Source organism: Desulfomicrobium aestuarii (assembly GCF_055385525.1).
Genome location: NZ_AP042427.1, coordinates 3739468 through 3764520, shown reverse-complemented (window position 1 = coordinate 3764520; position 25053 = coordinate 3739468). Strand labels below are relative to the sequence as shown.

25 protein-coding genes and 1 other RNA gene are annotated in these 25053 nt (G+C 62.9%); 2 read left to right on the top strand and 24 right to left on the bottom strand.

Features of this window, described 5'->3' with window-relative positions:
- Positions 1–4: 4 nt before the first annotated feature.
- From tyrS to ACZ5AC_RS17285, 19 genes are all read right to left on the bottom strand, one after another.
- The gene (gene tyrS, locus ACZ5AC_RS17375; protein WP_464248817.1) at positions 5–1201 is read right to left on the bottom strand and encodes a tyrosine--tRNA ligase; all 1197 of its coding nucleotides are present in this window, start codon (positions 1199–1201) and stop codon (positions 5–7) included.
- The gene (locus tag ACZ5AC_RS17370; protein WP_464248816.1) at positions 1198–1986 is read right to left on the bottom strand and encodes a TIGR00282 family metallophosphoesterase; all 789 of its coding nucleotides are present in this window, start codon (positions 1984–1986) and stop codon (positions 1198–1200) included. The genes tyrS and ACZ5AC_RS17370 overlap by 4 nt, the downstream gene beginning before the upstream one ends.
- Before the next feature lie 7 nt (positions 1987–1993).
- Positions 1994–3550: a ribonuclease Y gene (gene rny, locus ACZ5AC_RS17365; protein ID WP_464248815.1), complete on the bottom strand. Its 1557-nt coding sequence runs from the start codon at positions 3548–3550 to the stop codon at positions 1994–1996.
- A gap of 159 nt (positions 3551–3709) precedes the next feature.
- A non-coding RNA gene (ssrS, locus tag ACZ5AC_RS17360) (6S RNA) lies at positions 3710–3892 on the bottom strand.
- Complete coding sequence (locus tag ACZ5AC_RS17355) at positions 3890–4144, bottom strand: cell division protein ZapA (protein WP_464250631.1); 255 nt, start codon at positions 4142–4144, stop codon at positions 3890–3892. Before ACZ5AC_RS17355 ends, ssrS begins: the two co-directional genes overlap by 3 nt.
- A gap of 24 nt (positions 4145–4168) precedes the next feature.
- On the bottom strand, positions 4169–4348 hold the full coding sequence (locus ACZ5AC_RS17350; RefSeq protein ID WP_043774879.1) for a hypothetical protein: 180 nt from the start codon (positions 4346–4348) through the stop codon (positions 4169–4171).
- Positions 4349–4356: 8 nt separating this feature from the next.
- Positions 4357–5745 (bottom strand): bifunctional UDP-N-acetylglucosamine diphosphorylase/glucosamine-1-phosphate N-acetyltransferase GlmU, encoded by a 1389-nt coding sequence (gene glmU, locus ACZ5AC_RS17345; RefSeq protein ID WP_464248813.1) that lies wholly within the window; start codon positions 5743–5745, stop codon positions 4357–4359.
- 208 nt (positions 5746–5953) lie between these two features.
- Positions 5954–6382, bottom strand: coding sequence for a F0F1 ATP synthase subunit epsilon (locus ACZ5AC_RS17340; protein WP_464248812.1), 429 nt, complete (start codon positions 6380–6382; stop codon positions 5954–5956).
- Positions 6383–6403: 21 nt separating this feature from the next.
- Positions 6404–7813, bottom strand: a complete 1410-nt coding sequence (atpD, locus tag ACZ5AC_RS17335; RefSeq protein WP_464248811.1) for a F0F1 ATP synthase subunit beta — start codon at positions 7811–7813, stop codon at positions 6404–6406.
- A gap of 13 nt (positions 7814–7826) precedes the next feature.
- Positions 7827–8699 (bottom strand): F0F1 ATP synthase subunit gamma, encoded by an 873-nt coding sequence (locus ACZ5AC_RS17330; RefSeq protein ID WP_464248810.1) that lies wholly within the window; start codon positions 8697–8699, stop codon positions 7827–7829.
- A gap of 20 nt (positions 8700–8719) precedes the next feature.
- Positions 8720–10228, bottom strand: coding sequence for a F0F1 ATP synthase subunit alpha (gene atpA / locus ACZ5AC_RS17325; protein ID WP_464248809.1), 1509 nt, complete (start codon positions 10226–10228; stop codon positions 8720–8722).
- Positions 10229–10233: 5 nt separating this feature from the next.
- The gene (gene atpH / locus ACZ5AC_RS17320; RefSeq protein ID WP_028576929.1) at positions 10234–10788 is read right to left on the bottom strand and encodes an ATP synthase F1 subunit delta; all 555 of its coding nucleotides are present in this window, start codon (positions 10786–10788) and stop codon (positions 10234–10236) included.
- Positions 10785–11354, bottom strand: coding sequence for a F0F1 ATP synthase subunit B family protein (locus ACZ5AC_RS17315; protein ID WP_464248808.1), 570 nt, complete (start codon positions 11352–11354; stop codon positions 10785–10787). The genes atpH and ACZ5AC_RS17315 overlap by 4 nt, the downstream gene beginning before the upstream one ends.
- 59 nt (positions 11355–11413) lie before the next feature.
- Entirely contained in the window at positions 11414–11836 is a 423-nt protein-coding gene (locus tag ACZ5AC_RS17310; RefSeq protein WP_464248807.1) for an ATP synthase F0 subunit B, read from the bottom strand.
- 266 nt (positions 11837–12102) lie between these two features.
- A complete protein-coding gene (gene rodA, locus ACZ5AC_RS17305) occupies positions 12103–13212 on the bottom strand; it encodes a rod shape-determining protein RodA (protein WP_464248806.1) in 1110 nt (369 codons plus the stop codon).
- 11 nt (positions 13213–13223) lie between these two features.
- Complete coding sequence (gene mrdA, locus ACZ5AC_RS17300) at positions 13224–15017, bottom strand: penicillin-binding protein 2 (RefSeq protein ID WP_464248805.1); 1794 nt, start codon at positions 15015–15017, stop codon at positions 13224–13226.
- The gene (locus ACZ5AC_RS17295; protein ID WP_464248804.1) at positions 15004–15510 is read right to left on the bottom strand and encodes a hypothetical protein; all 507 of its coding nucleotides are present in this window, start codon (positions 15508–15510) and stop codon (positions 15004–15006) included. The genes mrdA and ACZ5AC_RS17295 overlap by 14 nt, the downstream gene beginning before the upstream one ends.
- Positions 15507–16553 carry a rod shape-determining protein MreC gene (gene mreC / locus ACZ5AC_RS17290; protein WP_464248803.1) on the bottom strand — a complete coding sequence of 349 codons (1047 nt, stop codon included), beginning with the start codon at positions 16551–16553 and terminating at the stop codon, positions 15507–15509. The genes ACZ5AC_RS17295 and mreC overlap by 4 nt, the downstream gene beginning before the upstream one ends.
- A 4-nt stretch (positions 16554–16557) precedes the next feature.
- Positions 16558–17598, bottom strand: coding sequence for a rod shape-determining protein (locus tag ACZ5AC_RS17285; protein ID WP_464248802.1), 1041 nt, complete (start codon positions 17596–17598; stop codon positions 16558–16560).
- 182 nt (positions 17599–17780) lie between these two features.
- On the opposite strand from ACZ5AC_RS17285, the gene mnmL reads away from it, so the two are divergent.
- A complete protein-coding gene (mnmL, locus tag ACZ5AC_RS17280) occupies positions 17781–18734 on the top strand; it encodes a tRNA modification radical SAM protein MnmL/YtqA (protein ID WP_464248801.1) in 954 nt (317 codons plus the stop codon).
- Complete coding sequence (locus tag ACZ5AC_RS17275; protein WP_464248800.1) at positions 18731–19210, top strand: methylated-DNA--[protein]-cysteine S-methyltransferase; 480 nt, start codon at positions 18731–18733, stop codon at positions 19208–19210. Before mnmL ends, ACZ5AC_RS17275 begins: the two co-directional genes overlap by 4 nt.
- Here the strand turns inward: ACZ5AC_RS17275 and ACZ5AC_RS17270 are convergent.
- The 5 genes from ACZ5AC_RS17270 to ACZ5AC_RS17250 form a co-directional block, all read right to left on the bottom strand.
- The gene (locus tag ACZ5AC_RS17270) at positions 19179–19553 is read right to left on the bottom strand and encodes a PilZ domain-containing protein (protein ID WP_464248799.1); all 375 of its coding nucleotides are present in this window, start codon (positions 19551–19553) and stop codon (positions 19179–19181) included. The genes ACZ5AC_RS17275 and ACZ5AC_RS17270 overlap by 32 nt on opposite strands.
- Positions 19554–19760: 207 nt before the next feature.
- Entirely contained in the window at positions 19761–21689 is a 1929-nt protein-coding gene (locus tag ACZ5AC_RS17265; RefSeq protein ID WP_464248798.1) for a DEAD/DEAH box helicase, read from the bottom strand.
- Between the two features lie 70 nt (positions 21690–21759).
- Positions 21760–22929, bottom strand: a complete 1170-nt coding sequence (gene hemW / locus ACZ5AC_RS17260; RefSeq protein WP_464248797.1) for a radical SAM family heme chaperone HemW — start codon at positions 22927–22929, stop codon at positions 21760–21762.
- 3 nt (positions 22930–22932) lie between these two features.
- Positions 22933–23481: an epoxyqueuosine reductase QueH gene (locus tag ACZ5AC_RS17255; RefSeq protein ID WP_464248796.1), complete on the bottom strand. Its 549-nt coding sequence runs from the start codon at positions 23479–23481 to the stop codon at positions 22933–22935.
- Positions 23482–23489: 8 nt separating this feature from the next.
- Positions 23490–24962 carry an Rne/Rng family ribonuclease gene (locus ACZ5AC_RS17250; protein WP_464248795.1) on the bottom strand — a complete coding sequence of 491 codons (1473 nt, stop codon included), beginning with the start codon at positions 24960–24962 and terminating at the stop codon, positions 23490–23492.
- Positions 24963–25053 lie beyond the last annotated feature (91 nt).

The window sequence follows — 25053 nt, the reverse complement described above, 5'->3', positions numbered from 1 at the left end:
CCCCCTACTTCGCCAAGACCTTGAGGAAGCGCTTCTTGCCGACCTTGAGCACGTATTCGCCTGACGCGAACGCAAAGGCGGGATCGTCCTCCTTGCGGCCGTCGACGGTCACGGCGTTCTGCTTGCACATGCGGCGGGCGTCGCCCTTGGACGAGCATATCCCGCTCTCGCTCAGCACGTCGACCAGCGTCGTTCCGGCAGCCGCTTCGAAGACCTCGATGTCCTCGGGAATCCCCTGCTTGGCGAACACGGCGTTGAACCCTTCGCGCGCGCCGGAAGCCGCCTCCGGACCGTGGAAGCGGCGCGTGATCTCCTCGGCCAGATCCTCCTTGGCGGTCTTGGGGTGCAGGGCCCCGTTCAGAACCTGATCACGCAGGTTCCCGATGTCGTCGAGGGAGCGGTCCGAGAGCAGCTCGTAGTAGCGCCACATGAGTTCGTCGGAGATGGACATGACCTTGCCGAAGATGTCGGCCGGAGCCTCGTCGATGCCGATGTAGTTGCCCAGGGACTTACTCATCTTCTGCACGCCGTCGAGGCCTTCGAGGATGGGCACGGTCAGGACGATCTGCGAAGCCTGGCCGTGTTCGCGCTGCAGGTGGCGCCCCATAAGCAGGTTGAACTTCTGGTCCGTGCCGCCGAGCTCGACGTCGGCGCGCAGGGCCACGGAATCGTACCCCTGCACCAGGGGGTAGAGGAACTCGTGGATGGCAATGGGCTGGTTGCCCTTGAAGCGCTTCTCGAAGTCGTCGCGTTCGAGCATGCGCGCCACGGTGTAGCGGGAGCACAAGCCGATGAAATCAGCGGCCGTGAAGGCGTCCATCCAGGTGGAGTTGAAGGCGACCTCGGTCCGCTCCGGGTCGAGGATCTTGAAGATCTGCTTCTTGTAGGTCTCGGCGTTTTGCAGCACGGCCTCGCGGGTCAGGGTCTTGCGCGTCTCGGACTTGCCCGACGGGTCGCCGATCATGCCCGTGAAATCGCCGATCAGAAAGATGACGTGGTGGCCGAGTTCCTGGAAATGCTTGAGCTTCTGGATGAGTACGGTGTGGCCCAGATGCAGGTCCGGGGCCGTGGGGTCGAACCCCGCCTTGACGCGCAGGGGCGTGCCGCGGCGCAGCTTCTCGACCAGTTCCTCCTCGTTGATGATCTCCACGCTCCCGCGCCGGATCTGTTCCAGCTGGCGGGCCAACTCTTTGTCTGTCATGGCTCTTCCTTATGTTCCCTGTATTGCCAGGGGACGATGCTCAGGCATTTTCCCCGGTCCAGTTCGATCACAATACCGTTCAGCATGCACGGTCCCTTCGCAAGTTCGAAACGCTGCGGCAGGCAGGTCCGAAACTTGCGCAGAATGACGTCGTTGTCCATGCCCAGGCACGAGTCCTCGGGCCCGCACATGCCGAGGTCGGAAATGTACCCCGTGACCCCGTCCAGGACGCAGGCGTCGTTGGTCTGGACGTGCGTGTGCGTGCCCACAACGACCTGCACACGGCCGCGCAGCATGTGGGCCAGGGCCCGCTTTTCGGAGGTGGCTTCGGCGTGCATGTCCACAACGACCAGCGCCCCGGACGGGATGGATACCAGCAGGCCCTCGGCCGTCGCGAAAGGGCAGTCCACGGGGTCCATGAACGTCCGTCCCTGGAGGTTCAGCACCGCAAGCTCGGGCAGTCCTTCCCCCAGGCTGTACACGCCGCAGCCCCGTCCAGGCGCACCGGCCGGGTAGTTGGCCGGCCGCAGTATCCAGGGTTCGCTCGCCAGAATGGGCCGGATGTCGGGGAACTTCCAGACGTGGTTGCCCGTGGTCAGCACGTCCACCCCGGCACGCCGCAGTTCCATGGCGCTCTTGGCCGAAATCCCCAGGCCCCCGGAAGCGTTCTCGCCGTTGGCCAGCACGGCGTCCAGGCCCATTTCACGACGCAAACGCGGCAGATGGTCCTTCACCATCTGCCGCCCTGTTCTGCCAACTATGTCGCCGAGAAATAAAAGCCGCACGAAGGAGCTACTTGGCAATACCTACGGCCCTCTTCTCGCGGATGACCGTGACCCGGATCTGGCCGGGGTAGGTCATCTTCTCCTCGATCTGCTTGGCGATGTCCTTGCTCAGCATGAATATCTGATCGTCGTTGACCGCGTCGCAGTCAACCATGACGCGCACCTCGCGGCCGGCCTGGATGGCGAAGGCGCGGCTCACGCCGTTGAAGCCGGTGGCGATGCCTTCCAGCTCCTCCAGGCGCTTGACGTAGCTCTCCAGCAGCTCCTTGCGCGCACCGGGGCGGGCGCCGGACAGGCTATCGGCGGCCTGCACCAGGACCGCGTACACGGACTTGGGCGGAACGTCCTCGTGGTGGGCCGCGATGGCGTGCACGATTTCGCTCGACTCGTTGTACTTCTTGGCCAGGTCGGCGCCGATGATGGCGTGGGGACCTTCCACTTCGTGGTCCACGGCCTTGCCCAGGTCATGGAGCAGACCGGCCCGCTTGGCCTTCTTGATGTCCAGGCCCAGCTCCGCGGCCATGATGCCACACAGGAACGCGACCTCCAGGGAGTGCTGCAGCACGTTCTGGGTGAAGCTGGTTCGGAAGCGCAGCTGCCCCAGCAGGCGCACGATCTCGGGGTGGATGCCGTGCACGCCGAGGTCGAAGGTGGCCTGCTCGCCGATCTCACGGATCTGGACGTCCATCTCCTTCTCGACCTTCTTGACGATGTCCTCGATGCGGGCGGGATGGATGCGGCCGTCGCTGATGAGGCGCTCCAGGGAGCGCTTGGCCACTTCACGGCGCAGGGGGTTGTAGGCGGACAGAATGACCGTTTCGGGCGTGTCGTCGATGATCAGGTCCACGCCCGTGGCGGCTTCGATGGCGCGGATGTTGCGCCCTTCGCGGCCGATGATGCGGCCCTTCATGTCCTCGCTCGGCAGTTCGACCGAACTGACCGTGTGCTCGGCGACGTAATCGCCCGCGTAGCGCTGGACCGCGCTGGCGATGATCATCTGGGCCTTGCGGTGGGCGGTCTCCTGGGCTTCGACCTCAATCACGCGGACCATCTTGGCCGCTTCATGCCGGGCCTTGCTCTCGATCTCCTGCATGAGACGGGTGCGGGCCTCTTCGGCCGTCAGGCCAGAAATTTCCTCGAGCCTGGCCTGCTGCTGGGTGACCATCTCCTGCAGGGACTCCTCCTTCTCCTCCACGGCCCGTTCCTGCTTGGCGACCTTCTTCTCCAGGTTGACCAGCTCGCTTTCCTTCTGAGCCAGGGATTCGACCTTCTTCTCCAGACGCTCTTCCTTGGCCTGGAGCCTGGCCTCGTTCTTCTTGAGCTCGCGCTCACGGTCCTTGGCGTCCTGCTCGATCTCCTTCTTCAGGGCGAAGACCTCGTCCTGGGCCTGAAGCAGCAGTTCCTTCTTGTGGGCCTGGGCGTCCTTCTTCGCCTCGTCGAGAATGCGCTCGGAAAGCTTCTGTGCGTCCTCGATTTCCTTGTCGGTGATATATTTCTTGAAAAGATAACCCGCTACCGCACCGATGCCGATACAGATGAATGCGGTGATGATGATGTCAGCCATGAAAAACTCCTTGGCGCAATATATTGAAACGCCTGCGCGAGGGCCATAAAGTGACGCTCCTGTCCTTCAATCGGACGTTGGGAACGACAGCGCGTGTGATCGTCGCATCTGCAAGGAGGGAATCGGGCGGGCCTGGCTCTTCGAAAGGACAGACTTTTGAAAAGCCCCGGAAGGCAGTGTTGGGAATTATTTTGAACCTCTTAAGTTAAGAGGGGGTTGGCTACAGCCCATCAGGCTTCTCCGGTATTGTCCGGAGCATGCACACAAGGCCGTTGTAAGCTACCCTAATTGCGCTTTATTGGCTCAAAAACGCATCACCAATCACTGACCCTCCAGGGTTTAGGTCTGCTGTTCTTCAGGACTATCTATCTTCGAAAGAAGCTGCTGCAGATTGCCTTCAAGCTGCGACAGCCTCCCTTGATCATGTAAATAATCGTCGGCCAGACTGAGTGCCAGATATGTCAGGAGCCGCTCCTTGCTCATGTTGCTGGCCCGCCCCTGCAACTCGCTGTATCGCTTGTGCACGAAATCCACCGCCTGGTGAATCCGCTCGGGCGGAACGTCGGCCGCGAAGGAAAGTTCGAGGCCGAGCACGGTCAAATTGTATCCTGGCATTGACTAGTTTCTATCAACCTCTTGCAACCTGTTCAAGATATTTTCGACCTTGGCCAGGACCGCCTCCTTGGTCTGTCGTTCCTGCTCAAGAGATTCCTTTAATTGCGAATTCTCAAGTTTCAAGGCCTCCTGGCGTTCCAGGAGAAGGGTTATCTTCTCGGTGAGTTGATTCAGGATATCCATGTAACGTCCTAGGATTGAGGTTTTTCTTGGCGCTTTTTTCTCTCAATGTTCGTCTGCCGGGCCCTGGCGACACAGAGGACCCCGTCAGGGACATCCTTCGTCACCACCGACCCGGCTCCGACAACCGCCCCGGCCCCCACGATCACCGGGGCCACCAGTGCGGTATTGCTCCCGATGAAGGCTTTCTCGCGGATCTCGGTGCGGTGCTTGCGGACCCCGTCATAGTTGCAGGTGATGGTGCCCGCGCCGATGTTCACATCCGCCCCGATGACGCTGTCGCCGAGGTAGGACAGGTGCCCCGCCTTGGCGCCCTCATGGAGGACCGCATTCTTGACCTCCACGAAATTGCCTACCCGGGCCTTTCGGCCGATGTCGGCCCCAGGCCGGAGACGGGCGTATGGGCCGATCGATGCGCCTTCACCGACATGTGCCCCCTCAATATGAGAAAAGGATTTCACTTGGCAAGGACCAAGAACCGCGTCCCTGATCCAGCAGTGTGACGAGATGCGCGCACCGCGCTCAATGCGGCTGCGCCCGTAGATTTCACAGGGACCGACTATCTCGGCGCCCGGGGCGATCTCGGCATCGGGACCGATGACGATCGACACGCCGTTGCGAAGAATGACGCCCGCTCGCATATGTTCCTCGACGATGCGCGCCCGGAGAGCTTCCTCGAAGTCGACCAGCTCCCGCGGAGAATTGATGCCGCGCAAGAGTTCGGAACTGCCGAAGGGCATGCCTGCGACAGCCAGCCCGGCCTGTGCACACAGGCCGATCATCTGCGTCAGGTAGAACTCGCCCTGGGCATTGTCCCGGTCCATTTTCGCCAAGAGCTCAGTACACTTGACAACATCGAACACGTATACGCCGGAATTGACCTCGTTGATCTCCCCGCCGTACTCCACGGCGTCGAAGTCCTTCTCCTCCACGACGCGCAGGACAACGCCCTCGTTTGACCGTACGACACGGCCGTACCCGAAAGGATTTTCCAGCTCCAGGGTCAGCATGCCCATTGCCGCCCCTTCTTCACGGCACAAATCCGCAAGGGCCTCCACCTCCTGAACAGGAACGTACGGAGTGTCTCCGTTCAGAACGCAGACATGGGACAGACCGCTCGCGACGATCTCCGGCCAGGCCAGTGAGACGGCGTGACCCGTGCCGAGCTGCTCCTCCTGCAGGACAAACTGCAGATCACGCGAGGCGAACGTCGACCGAACCTCCTGCGCCCCGAAACCGATGACCGTCCAGACGAGCCCGGGCGGGACGTGTCCGAGCGCATCGAACACGTACCCGAGCAACGGCTTGCCCAATACCGTCTGCAGCACTTTAGGGGAATCGGAATGCATCCTCGTCCCCTTTCCGGCCGCTAGAAGAACATATCCCAATGTGGCGCTCATTCGTGTCTCCATGGCTGTACGAAGCCTCCCGGCCAGCGGGAAAAAGGTATCGGCTCCTGACGGGGAGCCGGCGACGCAACGGTTATCCTCATCCTGTTCGCAAACAGGCCCGGAAAATATCGACAGATGGGCCGCGGTTCAAGACCCCGAAGCCAAAAAAAAGGCAGGTTCCGGAGAACCTGCCTTCGTAGTCGTCATACAGCCTTCATTACATGCGGCACGTGCCTTCGCTCACGGCGCTAGCACGACACTTCATGCGGTGAAGCGCCCTGGCCAGAGCGGCCTGCACGGCCGCGTGATCCAATTTCTCCTGTTGCTGCTTGGCGCGCTGCTCGGCTCTATCCTGAGCCCTGCGGGCCCGCTCCAGATCGATTTCTTCAGCTTTTTCCGCCACTTCAGCAAGAACTGTCACCTTCGCAGGGGACACCTCGGCAAACCCGCCGGCAACAAAGACATAGTACTTTTTGCCGTTCAGTTTGTAGTAGAGGCTCCCGATACCAAGCGCAGAGAGAAACGGGATATGATTGGGCAGGACACCGAATTCACCGTTGATGCCGGGAGCGCCGACATAGTCGACCTCTTCCTTGAGCACCATCTTGTCCGGTGTCACAATTTCAAGCGTTATTGTCTTAGCCATATCAATACCCCAGGGCAAGAATTACTGTTTCTTGGCGTTTTCCAGAGCCTCGTCCAAGCCGCCGACCATGTAGAAGCAGGACTCCGGAATGGAATCGTGCTTGCCCTCGATGATCTCCTTGAAGCCCTTGATGGTGTCTTCGAGCTTCACGTAGCGGCCTTCTTTGCCGGTGAACTGGGCGGCAACGAAGAAGGGCTGGGACAGGAAGCGCTGCATCTTGCGGGCGCGGGAGACGGTCAGCTTGTCTTCGTCGGACAGTTCGTCCATGCCCAGAATCGCGATGATGTCCTGCAGGTCCTTGTACTTCTGGAGGATTCTCTGCACGGCGCGAGCGGTCATGTAGTGGTCCATGCCGATGACGTTGGGGTCGAGGATGCGGGACGTGGAGTCCAGCGGGTCCACCGCGGGGTAGATGCCGAGTTCTGCGATCTGACGGGACAGAACGATGGTACCGTCAAGGTGCGAGAAGGTCGTAGCCGGCGCGGGGTCGGTCAAGTCGTCGGCGGGAACGTAAACGGCCTGCACCGAGGTGATGGAACCCTTGTTGGTGGAGGTGATGCGTTCCTGCAGTTCACCAAGGTCGGTGCCCAGGGTCGGCTGGTAGCCGACGGCGGAGGGCATGCGGCCGAGAAGCGCGGAGACTTCGGAGCCGGCCTGGGTGAAACGGAAGATGTTGTCGACGAAGAGGAGCACGTCCTGGTTTTCTTCGTCACGGAAGTACTCCGCGGCGGCCAGGGCGGTCAGAGCGACGCGGGAACGGGCTCCCGGAGGTTCGTTCATCTGACCGTAGACAAGGCAGGCTTTGTCCAGAACGCCCGCGTCTATCATTTCGTGATAAAGGTCGTTTCCTTCACGGGTGCGCTCGCCGACACCGGCGAACACGGAGATGCCGCCGTGGTTCTTGGCGATGTTGTTGATCATCTCCATGAGGATAACGGTCTTGCCGACGCCGGCTCCACCGAACATGCCCATCTTGCCGCCCTTGGGGAAGGGGACGAGCAGGTCGATGACCTTGACGCCGGTTTCAAGCACTTCGATCTTGGTCGACTGCTCGGTGAAGCTCGGGGCCGGGCGGTGAATCGGGTAGCTCTTCTCGGCGACGATGGGGCCCTTTTCGTCCACGGGGCGCCCCACGACGTTCAGGATGCGGCCCAGGGAGGCCTTGCCTACGGGCACCTGGATGGGCTTGCCCGTGTCCTTGCCGATCTGGCCGCGAACGAGGCCGTCGGTGTTGTCCATGGCGATACAGCGGACGACGCTGTTGCCAAGGTGCTGGGCGACTTCGACGACCAGGTTGTCTTCTTCGGCGTCGATGGTCGGGTTGGTGATCAGAATGGCGTTCAGGATGCCAGGAAGTTTGCCCTCGGCAAACTCCAAGTCGACAACAGGCCCGATGACCTGCACTATTTTACCGGTATTAACAGCACTCATGCGTTATGCCCCCTTATCCTTTCAGTGCCTCGGCACCGCCTACGATGTCCATTAATTGGGTGGTGATGCTCGCCTGGCGCGCCTTGTTGTAGACAAGGGTCAGGCTGCCGACCATTTCGTCGCAGTTCTTGGTCGCGTTATCCATGGCCGACATGCGTGCCGCATGTTCGCTGGCCGACGTATCAAGCAGGCCGCGGTACATCTGGACCTTGACATATCTGGGCAGAAGTTCGGCCAGAAGCCCTTCCACCGAAGGTTCGAAGATGTATTCGCTCGTGGCGCCGGTCGGTGCTTCCGCCTCGGCCGTCTCGGCCGGGAGAATCTGGGACGCCGTGGCTTCCTGCTTGGCGATGCTCACGAACTTTCCGAAAACGATATGCACTTCGTCAAACTGTCCGGAGAGATACCCATCGATGACGAGGTTGCCCGTTTCGCTGGCCAACTGGAAATCGAAGTTGGTCATATTCTCAGCGTACTGCGAAACGATCTCGAACTTCGTCTTGCGGATGAAATCCCTGCCTTTCTTTCCGATGCAGATAAACTTGACGGTCTTGCCTTCTGCTTCCTTCTGCTTGGCCAGCCTGTTGGCGGCGTTGCAGAGGTTCGCGTTGAAGCTGCCGCACAACCCCTTGTCCGAAGTGACCAGAACGATGCCTATGTTCTGGATCTCTTCGCGCTTCTCGAGCAGGGGATGGACGCTGGCGTCGGCGCGGGAAGCCAGATCGATAAGAATGTCATGGAACTTATCAGCATAGGGACGGAAGCGCTCGATTCGGTTCTGAGCACCACGCAGTTTCGCGGAAGCGACCATGTTCATCGCTTTCGTGATCTGCTTGGTCTTTTTCACACCGACGATCTTGTTTTGAATGTCCCTCAGTGATGCCATTTACGACTCCTTAAACGATCCTAGGCTTTGAAACCGGCTTTGAACTCGGTCAGGGCTGCGGCCAGCTTCTTTTCGGTTTCGGCGCCAAGGTCCTTGGTCTGCACGATTTCGGCCAGGACGTCGGATTTCTGGTTACGCATGAAGTCGACCAGTTCGTTGCCGAAGCGGATGGCGTCGGTCACGGCGACGTCGTCAAGGTAGCCGCGGGTGCCGGCGTACAGCACTGCGACCTGCTCTTCGACGGGCATGGGCTGGTACTGGGGCTGCTTGAGCAGTTCGACAAGACGCTCACCGCGGGTCAGCTTGGTTTTGGTGGCCTTGTCCAGGTCGGAGCCGAACTGGGCGAAGGCGGCCAGTTCGCGGTACTGGGCGAGGTCGAGACGCAGGGTGCCGGCGACCTTCTTCATGGCCTTGATCTGGGCCGCGCCGCCGACTCGGGAGACGGACAGACCGACGTTGATGGCGGGACGGATGCCGGCCATGAACAGGTTGGGCTCCAGGTAGACCTGACCGTCCGTGATGGAGATAACGTTGGTCGGGATGTACGCGGACACGTCGCCGGCCTGGGTTTCGATGACCGGCAGGGCGGTCAGGGAACCGGCGCCGAGGCTGTCGTTGACCTTGCAGGAACGCTCCAGCAGACGTGAGTGCAGGTAGAAAACGTCGCCGGGGAAAGCTTCACGTCCCGGAGGGCGGCGCAGCAGCAGGGACATCTGGCGGTAGGCCACAGCCTGCTTGGACAGATCGTCGTAAACGATCAGGGCGTGCTTGCCGTTGTCGCGGTAGAACTCCGCCATGGTGCATCCGCAGTAGGCCGCGATGAACTGCAGGGGAGCCGGTTCGGAAGCGGTGGCGGAGATGACCGTGGTGTAGGCCAGGGCGCCGTTCTGGCGCAGGGCCTCGACGACCTGGGCGACGGTGGAGCGCTTCTGGCCGATGGCGACGTAGAAGCAGTGGATGTCGCTGTTCTTCTGGGCCAGGATGGCGTCGACGCCGACGGCGGTCTTGCCGACCTGACGGTCGCCGATGATCAGTTCGCGCTGTCCGCGGCCGATGGGGGTCATGGCGTCGATGGCCTTCAGACCCGTGTACATGGGCTCATGGACGGACTTACGGGCGATGATACCGGGAGCCTTGATTTCGACGTTACGGAACAGATCCGTCTGGATCGGCCCGAGACCGTCGATGGGATTGCCCAGGGGGTCGATGACACGGCCCATGACCGCGTCGCCGACGGGAACCTGGAAGATCCGGCCCGTACGCTTGACGATGTCGCCTTCCTTGATGTGTTCGGTCTCGCCGAGAAGAGCGACGCCCACGGAGTCTTCTTCAAGGTTCAGAACCATGCCCATGACGTTACCGGGGAACTCGAGGAGTTCCATGGCCATCGCGTTTTCGCAGCCGTAAACGCGGGCGATACCGTCACCCACCGACAGGACCACGCCAGTCTCGCTCATCTCGACCTTTTTCTCGTAATTCTTGATCTGGCCTTCGATGATCTGGCTAATTTCTTCTGCTTTGATCTGCATAGCCTCTACTCACCCCTTTTGATATTTTCTTTCAAAATTTGCAGTTGAGCCCGAATACTAGCGTCAAGGACCTTGTCCCCGATCTTGAGCATGAGCCCGCCGATGATGTCCTGATCAACTTCGTAATCAAGAACCACCTTCTGACCCGACTCTTTTTGCAGTTTGTCGACAACGTTCTTCTGCACACCGTCGGAAAGCTTCACAGCCGTCACCAGTTTGCCGCGAAGAACGCCTTGGGCCGCATCCAGGAGCATGCCGTAAGACGCGTTGATCTCGGGGAGAAAAGCCAGCCTGTTCTTGTCCGCCAGAAGCAGACAGAAGTTCCGGACCATGGCGCAGGGCGCGACCTTGTCCAGAATCTTGACGATCACTCCTCTCTTTTCTTCCACGCCGAAAATCGGGTTGCGGAAGATCTTCGTGAGCTCAGGCGCATTCTCCAGGACTCCAGCCAGCCTGGCCAAGTCGTCGCCGTACTGCGCCATCACAGCCTTGTCGGACTGCGCCTGCGCAACGGTGAACAACGCCTTGGCGTACCGTCTTGCTACGATATTCCCAGTCAATTGAGCACCACCTTTTTAAGATATTCGTTGACCAAATCTTCGTGATCTTTCTTCTTCAGCTGCTTTTTCACCATGTCTTCGGCGGCAGCGACGATCTTTTCGGCCAGCTCTTCACGGATGGCGTCAATGGCCAGCTTGGCCTCCTGAGCCGCGGAAACTTCGGCCTGAGCCTTGATCTGCACAGCCTGGGCTTCGGCCTTCTCGATGATCGCCTGACGCATGGCCTCACCCTGGGCCTTGGCGTCGGCAAGGATCTTGGCTTTCTCGGCCTCGAGATTGGCGATGCTCGCCTCGACTTCCAGCAGGCGCTTCTCCGCGTCGTCCTTGCGCTCGTCGAGGTCGGCCAGGTCCGTCTCGATCTGCTTGGTGCGACCGGTCAGCATGTCCGCGATGCGCTTGCCCGCGAACTTGTAGACCAGGAAGGCCACGATGCCGAAATTGATAAAGCGATACAGAAGGTCGAGCCATTTGTTGTGGCCCCCACCCTCTCCGTCGCTGGCGAAGGCTATCGCCGCGCAAAGAACCAGTGCTGCCGTCACCAATCCGACAGTCTTGAATTTTTTCAAAATTCCGCCCTCCTTATATGAAAAAGTAAATCTGTGACACACAAGGAAATTCAGCCCGACTACGCCTTGCTGAGCACCTTATCGGCGACGTTCTTGGCATAGCCCGCGACTTCGTTGCGCAGGGCCTTCAGGGCGGCCTGCTTCTGACCATCAATCTCTTTGCGGGCGGCGGCGACCTTCTCGGCGGCTTCAGCGCCGGCCTTGGACAGCACCGCGGCCTCGGCCTCGGTCCCTTCGGCCTTCAGGGACACGCGCATCTGCTGCGCCTCGACCCGGGCACCGGACAGGGAAGCCTTGTAATTTTCGAGTTTGGATTCAGCCTGGGCCGTGAAGGCCTCGATGGAGCCGAGCTTTTCGCTCATGACCTCGGCCCGCTTCTTGATGATCCCACGGATCGGGCGAAACAGGATCAGGTTCAGCACCGTCAGGATGATCAAAAAGTTCACAAGTTGCGCAAAAAATGTCCAATCAAGATCAATCATGCCGCCCCCCCAAAGAGTATGTGAATTTTTGTTCAAAGTCACAGGGCCTCTATCTGATTCCCATTTTCGTGTCAAAATCTTTTTGGCCAAACTGTTCGCAAATTGGTTTGCAAGTCCTGGGTTTGCGCACTTTGTTCAGAAATTCACGTGCTTTGGGCGCACCCTCCGAAACAGGGAAACAGGGCCCCGCCCAATGGGCTACGAAGCGCTTTCCTCCCGCTTGAGTCTGAAAAACGAGGCGCACTCCGCTCGGCGGAGCCGGGATGTCAGGCGTTCTTGAAGACGAATCTGCGCATGGCCACGTTGAGGACCACGCCGATCATGCAGAAATTGACCACGGACGCGCTGCCTCCGTAGCTGACGAAGGGCAGGGGGATGCCGACCACGGGCATGATGCCGAGGACCATGCCCATGTTGATGAGGATCTGCCAGAAGAAGTAGAAGAAGACCCCGGCTGCGAGGTAGCTGCCGAAATCGTCCTTGGCCTCCATGGCGACGATGTAGATCTGGTAGAGGAAGGAGCAGAAAAGCACCAGCAGGATCATGGAACCGAAAAACCCCCACTCCTCGCCGAAGACGGCGAAGGCGAAGTCCGTGTGCTTCTCGGGCAGGAAGCGCAGCTGGCTCTGGGTGCCCTGCAGGAAGCCCTTGCCCCAGAACCCGCCCGAGCCGATGGCGATCTGGGACTGGATGATGTGGTAACCCGCCCCGAGGGGATCGTTCCCGGGGTCGAGGAACGTCAGGATGCGCTGCTTCTGGTAGTCGTGGAGAAAGAACCACCCGAAGGGCAGCATGACGGGCAGGGCCACGATCAGGACCTTGAAGACCCCCGCGGTGATGCCCTTGAACAGGATCATCCCGCCCAGGATCATCAGGATGTTCAGGGCCGAGCCCAGGTCGGGCTGCTTGACCACGAGCATTGCCGGCACGAGTCCCACGAGGAGAATCTTCCCCAGGTTGATCCACCCGAGACGCCCGTCCATGCGAGCCAGCAGCCGCGCCCCGAGGATGAGCACGGCGATCTTGGCCAGTTCCGTGGGCTGCAGGTTGAAAAAGCCGAGATCGAGCCAGCGCTTGGCCCCGTAGATGGTCTTGCCGGCCACGCTGACCGCCAGCAGGAGCAGCAGCGACAGGATGAAATAGGGCCAGGACACGGCCTTGAAGTGACGGTAGTCGACCAGGACGATGCAGGACAGGACCAGAAGCCCCACGCCGCCCCAGAGCAGCTGCTTGTTGAAGTAGCTGTCGAGTTCGATGCCGGAAGCGACGCGCAGGGCGCTGGCCGAGTACAGGTTGACCACCCCGACCAGGAAGAGGATCGCGGTCAGGGCCACGAGGCCCCAGTTGATATGGAAGACAAGGCGTCTGTCGAACATGTGCGTCTCCCTCAATTCCCCTGCGGCACGCCGAAAAGGGCGTCGAACACCGCTCCGACCACCGGCCCGGCGTCCGAGCCGCCGTGTCCGCCGTGCTCGACCATGGCCACGGCCACATACCGCCGCCCGTCCTTCTCGGCGAACCCCGCCAGCCAGGCATGGTCCCTGTATTTGTAGGGGATCTCCTGGGTTTTCTTCTTCTCGTACTTGTCCATGAGCTTGACGACCTGCGCCGTGCCGGTCTTGCCGCCGATGCGGATGCCCTCGCGGCGCAGCAGGCGGGCGGTGCCCCTCTCCTCCTCGACCGTGGCCACCATGGCGTCAAGGACAAGCTTTCGCGTCGAGGCCTTCATGGGCAGTTCGCCGACGACGTCGGGCGACGCCGTGGCGAGCAGAGTCGGCCGCAGGATTCGCCCGCCGTTGATCAGCGCGGCCACGAACCTGGCCACCTGCAGCGGGGTCGTCTGGGTGTACCCCTGACCGATGGAGTAGTTCAGGGTCTCGCCGCGCTGCCATTTCTCGCCGAAACGCTTCAGCTTCCATTCGGCGGTGGGCATGTTGCCCGAGCGCTCGTGCGGCAGTTCGACCCCGGTCTTGACGCCGAAGCCGCAGCGGGTCGCGTAATCGCTGATGGCGTTCACGCCCAGCCGTTCACCAAGCTGATAGTAGTATACGTCGCAGGACTCACGCAGCGACTTCTTGAAATCGACAACGCCGTGCCCGCCTTTGTTCCAGCACCTGAAAGACCGCTCGCCGAGTTTGTAGCTTCCCGAGCAGAACACGGTCGTGGCCGGGATCACGGAGCCGCTTTCCAGGGCCAGGCCGCCGACGACCAGCTTGAAGACGGAACCGGGCGGATACGCGCTCTGCACCGGACGGTTCTGCATGGGGTGCTCTGAATCCTCGAGCAGTTCCTTCCACTTGGCGTGGCTGATGCCGACGACGAACTCGTTCGGATCGTAGCTGGGCAGGCTGACCTGGGCCAGGATCTCGCCCGTGTCCGCGTCCATGGCCACCACGGAGCCCGTGCGGCCGTCCAGGGCCTTGGTCGCGATTTCCTGCAGCGGCAGGGAGACGCTCAGGTTCAGGTCCTCTCCCTTGACCGGCTGGGTGACGATCCGCGACGACAGGACCCGGCCCGACGCATCGACCTCGAACTCCTCCAGCCCCTTGGTCCCGCGCAGCCGACGTTCCAGGACATATTCCACGCCCTGCTTGCCCACGTCGTCGCCGAGCTGCAGATCCGGGTCGTCGTTGAGCTCCTCCTCGTTGGCCCTGGCCACATAGCCGAGGACGTGGGCCAGGGTAGGACCGTAGGCGTACGAGCGCTTCGGGCGCACGGCGATGGTCAGGCCCGGCCAGTCCTGCCGGTGCGCCTCGACCAGGGCCACGAGTTCGAAGGGGATGTTGGGCACGATGACCTGCTCGTCGAAGTGCTTGACCCTTTTGCGGCCGATCTCGAAGACCTTCTCCAGTTCGTCGCGCGGCTGGCCCGTCCAGCGGCTGACCTGGTCCAGGGTCTTCGGGATGTCCGGGCAATCCTCGCGGACCAGGGCCAGGGCGTAGGCGGGCGTGTTCTCGGCCAGGAGCACGCCGCCCCGGTCGCGGATGATGCCGCGCGGGGAAAACATGGTGCTCTGCCGGGTCCTGTTTTCCTGGGCGCGGCTGGTGTAGAAGTCGTTCTTGTAGATCTGCAGGTACCAGAGGCGTATGCCGAAAACGCAGAAGAGCAGGACGATGCAGATCAGCAGCAGGTTGGGGCCGGAAAAAATCCGGGGCCTCTCGGGGGTGTCAAACGCGCCCATGTCCGCCCCATCTGCGGTAGGCGATCAGCATCCCGCCCCAGAACAGCACGTACGCCAGCCATTGCTTCGCGACCCAAGGCCAGGGCGAATGCATCCGCGCCCCGATCTCCTGGAAGCTGATGGCCCCGCTCAGGACAACCCAGGCCCACACGGAGAGCACTAGGGAAAAAAGGAGGATGAAGAGCGGGTTTTCCGGTTCGAGCAGCCACTTGGTGAGCAGAAAGAAGGCGAACATCCCTGCGTAGAAGAGCACAGCCACCCCGAAGGCCAGGTTGCCGATCCCTTCCTGCACGAGCACCCACAGCACCGTCATCCAGCCCACCGTCAACCAGCGGCCCGTCTGAAGGCAGACGAGGAGTCCGGGCGTCAGGAAGTCGAACCCTCCGGAAACTTCCTGGCCCCAGAGCGCAAGCACGAGGTACCCCGCCCACCAGACCGGGTCGGGTATGCGGCCCGGACGTCGAGAGCCGTACGGAGCGGCGGACAATCTCACGACCTCTTGCGCACGGGATGGCGCGCCGGCTTGGACGGTTCGGCCCCGCTAGCGGCCGGTTTCGAGGCGTTCACCGCAGGTTGGTCCGGCTTGTCGGAGGTGGCGTTGGTCGAATTCGCCGCGGCTTTGGCCGAACCCGCCGCGGGGACGACCTGGCCTGCGGTGCTGTTGGCCGCCGGCTGTGCGGCGCCGGCGGAAGCCATGGGCTGCCCCGGATCGTACCCGTCAGTGCGGCTCAGGACCAGCAGTTCCTCGTAGTATCGCAGCGCCAGCAGCGGCTCGGCGTAGACCTTCTGGAACAGCGAGACGTCGGCGGGTGTCACCTCGACCACCCGGGCCACGGGAATCCCCTTGGGGAAAACGCCGCCCTGCCCGGAGCTGATCAGGATTTCGCCGGGCGCCACGGGATCGTTGCGGGGGATGAACTTCACTTCCAGAAACGCGCCCGGCCCCTGTCCCTGGACGATGGCCGGAACCCGTCCGTCGCTGGTGATGACCGGTATCCGGCTGGTCGAATCCGAAAGGAGCAGAACCGAAGAAAAATGCATGCCGGGCTTGACGATGCGGCCCACCACCCCTCGGGGCGAGATGACCGGGTCGTTGGCCCGCACCCCGTGGGCCGAGCCCAGGTCGATGAGCAGGGTCTCCAGGATGGCGTTGGGACCGAGCCGCTGGCCGATGACCCTGCCGCCGCGCGACTCCCAGTTGGCCTCGGGGCTGAAGCGCAGCAGCGACGTCAGGCGGTCGGCGGACTTGGCCTTCTCGGAGACCCGCGCCAGTTCGAGTTCCAGTTCGCGGACCCGCTGGGTCAGATCCTCGTTCTCCTGCCGCACCCCCACCAGATAGACGTAGCGGGACCAGAACTCGTCGGCGTTGCTCTGCAGCCAGCGCCCGGGAGTCATGACCCAGCCGGCGACATCCAGACCGACCATGGCGGCCAGCCGGTCCAGATACCCCGTCTTCCAGTTCCACGTGTACATGGAAAAGTAGAGAAAAAGCGGAAGAAAGAAGAACAGAAGCAGATATTTGAAGCGGGGCGACATACGTCTAATCGATGGTTACCTCGCGCAGTACATCCAGGTTGTCGAGCACCTTGCCGGAACCGAGGGCCACCGTGGACAGAGGGTCTTCCACCACGGTGATGGGCAGGGAGGTCTCCTCGCGCAGCAGGCTGTCGAGTCCCTTGAGCAGCGCCCCGCCGCCTGTCAGCACGATGCCGCGGTCCACGATGTCCGCGGCCAGTTCGGGCGGGGTCTGTTCCAGGGCGATGCGTACGGCCTGGACGATGGAGTCCACGGGCTCGGAGATGGCCTTGCGCACCTCTTCGGAGGTGATGGAGATGTTCTGCGGGATGCCCGAGACGAGATCGCGGCCCTTGACGTCCATCACCAGCTCTTCATCCAGGGGATAGGCCGAGCCGATGGTCACCTTGATGTCCTCGGCCGAGCTTTCGCCGATGAGCATGTTGTACTTGCGCTTGACGTGCTGCAGGATGGCCTCGTCCATCTTGTCCCCGCCGATGCGCACGGACTTGGAGTAGACGATGCCCGCCAGGGAGATGACCGCCACCTCGGTGGTGCCGCCGCCGATGTCCACGACCATGTTGGAGGTCGGCTCGGTGATGGGCAGGTCGGCGCCGATGGCCGCGGCCATGGGCTCCTCGATGAGGAAGACCTCGCGCGCCCCGGCGCTCTGGGCCGACTCGCGCACGGCGCGCTTCTCGACCTGTGTGATGCCCGTGGGCACGCAGATGACGATGCGAGGCCGCACCAGCCGGCGGCTGTTGTGCACCTTGGAGATGAAGTGCCTGAGCATGGCCTCGGTGACCTCGAAGTCGGCGATGACGCCGTCCTTCATGGGCCGGATGGCCACGATGTTGCCGGGCGTGCGGCCGAGCATGCGCTTGGCCTCGGCGCCCACGGCCAGGACTTTGTTGTTGCCGCGGTTGTCGCGCTTGACGGCCACGACCGAGGGTTCGCGCAGGACGATGCCCTTGCCCTTGACATAGACGCAGGTGTTGGCGGTCCCGAGATCGATGGCCAGGTCGTTCGAGAAGAACCCTAAAATCTTATCCAAAATTCTGGACATATATTTCCTCTTTTATCATGTTCAGCATGGTCCGCTCGCACGGACTCTTCCGGGACATGCCAAGGCGGAACACTGACCCGACGGGCCGGAAAAATGACGTGTAATGAGCCGCGCTGAATACCAGAAGATCACCGCGCAGGCAACTACCGCCCCGGAAGGGACAAATTTCAATCATACCAGGCATGTCACCAAACCCATTCCATTCCCTCGCGGTCTACTTCCGGCGACGTTTCGGGCACCGGGTCCGCAAGATCCCCCTGGACGCGGGCAGTTCCTGCCCCAACCGCGACGGCAGCATTTCCGTCGGCGGATGCTCTTTCTGCAACGAGAAGGGGTCGGGAACGGGCAGGGCCGCCGAAATGTCCCTCGCGGACCAGTACCTGGCCGGCCGCGAACGCATCCTGGCCAGAGGTGGGGGAGTCCGCTTCCTGGGCTACATCCAGTCGTTCTCCAACACCTATGGCCCGGCCTCGCGGCTGCGGGCCATGATGCAGGCGCTGGAGGGTCTGCCCGACCTCGTCGGCATCGCCGTCGGCACGCGCCCGGACTGCCTGGACGAGGAAAAGCTGGACATCCTGCGGGCCGCCCCCTTCGAGGAGGTCTGGCTGGACCTGGGCCTGCAGTCGGCCCACGACCGCACCCTGCGACGCATCAACCGGGGCCACGACGCGGCCTGCTTCAAGCGCTGGGCGCGCGAGGCCGGAGAGAGGGGCATCAAGGTCTGCGCCCACGTCATTACGGGCCTGCCCGACGAAACCCTGGCGGACTTCGAACAAACCATGGCCGTTGTCAACAGCCTGCCCGTGGCCGGCGTAAAATTCCACAATCTCTACATCTGCCGAGGCACGGCTTTGGAGCGGGACTGGCGCGAAGGTCGCGTGGAACTCCTCACGAATGAGGAATCCCTGCGATGGCTGGTGCGAGGGCTTGCGCTCCTGCGGCCGGAAATCGTCGTGCACAGGCTCGGGGGCGACCCCGCCCCGGGCGAACTGGTCGCCCCGGACTGGGCCCTGGACAAGGCCGGATTTCTCGACGCCGCCAGGCGTCTGCTCGCTCATGAGGACGTCTGGCAGGGCAAGGCGCTTGGCCTCCCCCTGCCGCAATGGTTCAATCCCGATGGAGGGGAACACGCATGAACATGACTGCGGAAACCTTCGCCAACGACTGGTTTTCGGCCACCTTTCACTGGCGGGACGGCCTGCTGACGGCCATCGACCTGAGCGGCGACCGCAGGCCGGCCACCCCGCCGCGCTCACCGTTCGGGGCGGAACTCGCACGAATCGTCGCGGACTACGGCCGCCTGGAAGAGGATGTCTGGCCGGAGCTGCCCATGAACTGGAACGGACTTTCGGCCTTTTCGATCCTGGTCCTGGACAACCTGCGCCGCCGCGTCCCCCGTGGGGCCTTCACCACCTACGGGCAGCTGGCCGCCATGTGCGGCTCTCCGCGCGCGGCCCGGGCCGTCGGCAGCGTCATGGCCCGCAACCCCTGGCCGCTGCTCTACCCCTGCCACCGCGTTCTGGCTGCAAACCTGGGCCTGGGCGGGTTCGGCCCCGGCCTGCCCCTGAAACAGACCCTGCTCACTCTGGAAAAGGCCCGCCCTCTGGAGTGAACGCCGGGCGGCGCAGTTCCTCGTCCACGACGTCGGCGTCCTCGGCGTAGAGCCGGACGAGGTTGCGCAGGTGGCCGAAGCTCGTCTCGTCCATACGCAGGAAATCTATGGCGCCGTCCTGGCCGGCCCGGATGATGCGGCCGTGGATGTGCATGCGCAGCCCCGAATCCAGTTCCAGGGTCACCTCGCACTCCTTGCCGGGCAGTATCCACTCCTCCGTGGAGCAGGACAGGCCCTTGAGGCTCAGATCGTGGACCCGCCCCCGGACGCGCTTGCCCTCGAAGGCGATGGTCAGGGGAAATTCCAGGTTGACGCGGCTTCTCGTGCGTCGTTCGTGTGTCATGCTGCCTCCCGTCCCGTAGCGGCCCCTTCCGTTGACGAAAGTGAAACCGGCCTCGATATTTCTGTGCGGAACTGCACCATCCCGCCTACGTGAATTTCCCCATCCCGTCGACCGCAAAGCCGCAATCACCGGAACCCGGCCGACGACAGCCCCCTCCTCACGGCACGCGCCCCAAACAAAAACCCCGGCGAGGCCGGGGCTTGTGCTCTATTCGAGGAATATCTTCTTCCTGGGCTTGGCCGGTTCGGCCGGCTGGTCCGCAGGCTTCCTGCCCCGGGAACGACCCCGGTCATTGTCCGCCCTTTTTGGCGCCGGCGCTTCCTCCGCCGGGCGCGGCTCCGCAGGTTCCTTGCGCGCGGCGGGACGAGCCTCGGCAGGCGCCTGCTCGGCTCCGCCTTCACGGGCCCCTTCGGCCTTCTGGGCTGAGGATTTCCGCGGGCGGCGGCGACGACGCTTCTTCGGCGCGGCCGCAGGCTGGCCCTCCACCGCTTCCGCGGGACTGCCTTCAGAAACCTCTTCGAGCGGAGTCAGCTCGGCGTCTTCCGGCTCTTCGCGGCCGCCCTCCACCGCCGGCGCCGCATCTCGCTGCGGGAGCAAAGCTTCCGCCTGCGGAGCTGCCGCCGCCTCGGGTGCGGGGACGTATGCGTCCTCTTCGTGCGGCGCCAAAGGAGTATCGGTCCGCTCCTGTTCTCGCGCCTCGCCTCCGTTGCCCGGCTTCTTGCGGGAACGCTTGCGGCGGCGCTTCTCGCCCTCGGCCCGGCCGCCATCGACCGGGGCCGCCTGACGGGCCTCGACGGGCACCGGGCGGACCATGTCGACCATCTTCTCCGAGGGCTGCTCCAGCGGCGCATGGAACGTGGCCTGGTAGAACTCGTCCACGAGCATGGCCAGAAGAGCCCGGGAATCGTCGTTGGTCGCCAGTTCGCCCACGGTGCGCATGAAGCGCTGCATGCGCTCCTTCTGGATGTTGTCGGCCTTGCGCAGGCGGGACTCCAGCAGGAAGACCGCGCGCTGGGAAATGAGCGCCTCCAGCTCCTCGTCGGCCGGGACCTGGTGCTCGACCATGGGGATGGAGAACTTCTTGGCGATCTGCTCGAGTTCGATCTCCTCCATGCCCGAGACGAAGGAGATGGCCACCCCGGCGGCCCCGGCCCGGCCCGTGCGGCCCGTGCGGTGCACGTAGGCCTCGTGGTCCTGGGGGGGCTGGTACTGGAAGACGTGGGACAGCTCGTGGATGTCGATGCCGCGCGCGGCCACGTCCGTGGCCACCAGGAACTTGAGCTTGTTCAGGCGCAGTTTCTCCAGCACCTCCTCGCGGGCGACCTGGGTCAGGTCGGCGCTGATCTCGCCCACGTCATAGCCGAAGCGGCGCAGGACCGTGGCCACGAAGTGCACGTCGGCCTTGGTGTTGCAGAAGATGATGGCCGAGGCCGGGTTTTCCTGCTCGATGATCTTGACCAGGATGCGGCTCTTCTGCATGGCCGGCACCTTGTAGACCACGTGCAGCACTTCGCTGACGTGGACGTGCTCCTGGCTCAGGGAGACGAAGACCGGGTCCTTCAGGAACTGCTGGGCCAGGCGTTTCACGTGGCCGGGGTAGGTGGCCGAGAACATGGCCGACTGCAGGCCGCGCGGCAGGTAGCGCTGCAGCTGCTTCATATCCGGGTAGAAGCCCATGGACAGCATGCGGTCGGCCTCGTCGAAGATCATGACCTTGAGCCGGTCCAGATTGAGGGTGCCCTTGAGCAGATGGTCGAGGATGCGTCCCGGCGTGCCGATGACCAGCTGCGCCCCGCTCTCCAGTCCCTGGATCTGGCCCTTGTAGCCCACACCGCCGTAGATGGACACGGGCCGCACGCCGCACTCCCGGCCCAGCTCCTCGGCGTCGCGCGTGACCTGCACGGCCAGCTCGCGGGTTGGGACTAGGACCAGGGCCTGGGGCGCACCCAAGGCCGCATCGATACGGTTCAGAGTCGGCAGCAGAAAGGCGCCGGTCTTGCCGCTGCCGGTCTGGGACTGGACCATGACGTCGAGCCCCTCCAGCATGAGCGGGATGGTCTGGGTCTGGACCGGCATGAGCTCGGTCCAGTTCAGGCGCAGCGACGCGGCCCGCAGGACGGGCGGCAGGTCTGCCATGGTGAATGCCTTCGCTTCGAAATTCTCGTTTTGGGATGTCCCGTTCGGGGTCTCACCAAATTCTGTGTTGTCAGTCATACGATTCCTGCGCGGTTGATGCGGGCGTGCGGTCCAGGACTCCGAGCACCAGTTCGATGACGGAGTTGCTGACCAGCATGCCCTCGCGTGTCAGTTGAAGGCGACCGGCGCCGAGGCGGACCAGCCCGCTGGAGCGAAGCCGCTCGACAGCCGGGTCGCGCCGCGGAAAATCAATTCCGGTCGCTGCCATGAATTCTTGCAGGTCCAGGCCGTCCTTCGTGCGCAAGGCCAGCATGACCATTTCCTGCCGCCGCACATCGGCGGTCAGGACCTCCGTCCCTTCCCTTTCGACGCCGGCGGCCACGGTGCGGGCGTACTCGTCGAGACCGGCCGGGTTCGCCCAGCGCCGCCCGTCCAGAGTGGACACGGCGGCCGGACCCAGCCCCAGATAGTCCCGGCCGGACCAGTACCCCCGGTTGTGCCGGCTCTCCCGGCCGGGACGGGCGTAGTTCGAGATCTCGTAGTGCCCGTACCCTTCGGATTCGAGAAAGGCCGACCCTTCCAGATACATGCGGGCCCCCTCCTCCTCTTCGGGGAGGGACAGCCGCCCGGCGACGACGGACTCGGCCAGCGGCGCGCCCTCCTCCAGGCTCAGACCATAGCAGGAGACGTGTTCCGGGGCCAGCGCCACGATGCCGGCCAGGTCTTCGAGCCATGCGGACACGTCCTGGCCGGGCAGCCCCCAGATCATGTCCAGGCTCAGATTCGCAAACCCCGCCTCGCGCGCCGCCCGCGAGGCCAGGCGTGCCCGGGCGGCGTCATGGGAGCGGCCGAGCGTGGCCAGCAGGTCGTCCCGCAGGCTCTGAACGCCGAGGCTCAGACGATTGACGCCCAAGGTCCGAACCTCGGCCAGAAAGCCGGCCTTCAAGGCCGACTCGGGGTTGGCCTCCAGGGTGATCTCGGCTCCCGCTTCCAGGTCGAAACGCGAGGCCGCCCCTTCGAGGATGGCCCCGATCTGCGCCGGGGTCAGCAGGGAAGGCGTCCCTCCGCCGATATAGACCGTCTCCACCGTGCGCCGCCCGAGGGCCTTTCCCAGGCAGTTCAGCTCGTTCAGCACGAGCTCCACGTAACGCTCCGCCTCGGGCGCGGAGAAAGGCCCGGAGTGGAAGGCGCAGTACCCGCACTTGCGCACGCAGAAGGGTACATGAACGTAGAGCAGCATGGATCAGGCGCGCTTGCGCAGTTCGGAGGAATACCGCTCGAACTCGCTGTACAGGCACCCGCAGTACTGCTGGCGGTAGATCCCCCACTCCTTCGACAGGGCGATGCCTTCGGACCACCCCGCCCTGAAATCCTCGTAATGGAACTCCACGCCGGTCCCCTGGGCCAGATCCTGCCCCATGGTCCGTATCTGCTCGTGCTTCTGGAACTTGCTGTAGAGGAGCGTGGTCGTGAAGGCGTCGAACCCTCCGCGCCGGGCGATGGACAGGGTCCGTTCCAGGCGCAGGGCGTAGCAGGGGGCGCAGCGGTTGGGTTCGCGGAAGGTCACGCCCCGGAAATACGCCTGCGGGTCATACTCGTCGTCCTTGAAGATGACCGGAATGCCGAGACGCTCGGCCACCTGGGCCACCCCCTCGCGACGGCGCAGGTATTCCTGCAGGGGGTGGATGTTGGGGTTGTAGAACAGGCCGGTCACGCCAATCCCGGCCTCGAGGAGGACCCGGACAGGCGTGATGGCGCACGGCCCACAGCACATGTGAACCAGTATTTTCATCGAGGAACCTAGCAGAATGCGCAGCTGGGCGTTGCCGAGGGCATGATGTAGATCTTGCGCTCGAATGTCTGCTCGAACTCCAGAAGTTTTTCACGCTTGCGGTTGACAAGGTAGTGCATCAGGTCCGCGTCGGTGGTGTAGGTGAAGGCCTCGGTCTGCTTGTCCTTGCGCAGTTCGCGGTACAGGTCCTTGAGGGCCTGCATGGACCGCCATTCCAGGTTGCGGCGGGTGCCGGCGCCGGAGCAGTGCGGGCAGGGCTCCAGGCTGCCGGACAGGGCCGACGTGCCCAGGCGCTGGCGCACGATCTCGAGCAGGCCGAACTTGGAGATGCGCCCGATGTCTGTGCGCGCCCGGTCGACCTTGAGGGCCTGGCGCAGTTCCTTCTCGACCTCGCGGATGTGCTTGCCGTCCTTCATCTCGATGAAGTCGACCACGATCTGGCCGCCGATGTCGCGCAGCATGAGCTGGTTGGGGATCTCACGCGCGGCCTCGATGTTGGTGCGCAGGGCCATTTCCTTGAAATTCTTCTCGCCGCCGATCTTGCCGGAGTTGATGTCGATGGCCGTCAGGGCCTCGGTGTGGTCGATGACGAGCTGACCGCCGCTGGGCAGGTTGACCGTGCGGCTGAAGATCTTCTGCAGCTGCGCCTCGATGCGGAAACGCTCGTAGAGGGTGCGCTCGGTCTCGGTGTGGACCTTGATGAACGTCTTGCGGCGCGGGAACAGGAGGGTCGCGAACTCGGTGATCTGCCTGGCGGTCTCCTCGTCGTCGACCCAGCACTCGGCGATGTCCGGGGTCAGGTAGTCGCGGATGGCGCGGAAGGCCAGGTCCTTCTCCTCGTAGACCAGGGACGGGGACTCTGAGGCGATGCCCTTCTTGCGAATGTCCTTCCACAGGCGCTTTAACACCTGCAGGTCCTTGGACAGACTGCTCTTGCTCTGGGCCTCGCTGACCGTGCGCACGATGACGCCCAGGCCCTCGTCGAGCTTGAGCTCCTCCACGACCTCCTTCAGGCGGTCGCGCTCCTTCTCGTCCTCGATCTTGCGGGAGATGCCGAGCTGCTCGCGGCCCGGGGTGAGCACGAAATAGCGGCCCGGAATGGACAGGTAGGTGGTCAGGAACGCACCCTTGGAGCCCACGGGCTCCTTGACGACCTGCACCAGCACTTCCTGGCCGGGCTTCAGGACCTTCTGCAGGGGCGGGTACTTGCCGCGGGTGGCCACGTCGCTCTGGTAGTATTCGGGGTGGACCTCGTCGACCTGCAGAAAGCCGTTCTTCTCTGCCCCGTAGTTGATGAAGGCGGCCTGCAGGGCCTGGTCGATGTTGTGAATCTTTCCTTTATATATGTTGCCCTTGGTTTTGCTCTGGTGGAGCATCTCGACGTAGTACTCTACGACGATGCCATCCTCCATGATGGCCACCTCGACCTGTTCGCCAGGCAAAACGCTGATGAACATCTTGCGCTTCTGCTTTTCTCCCATGAATATCCTCAAATGAAATAGGTTTCCGGCAGGGCCGGGAAAAATGGTGAAATTTGCGGACGGAAATCCGATGAAAATTTGCGATCTCTGG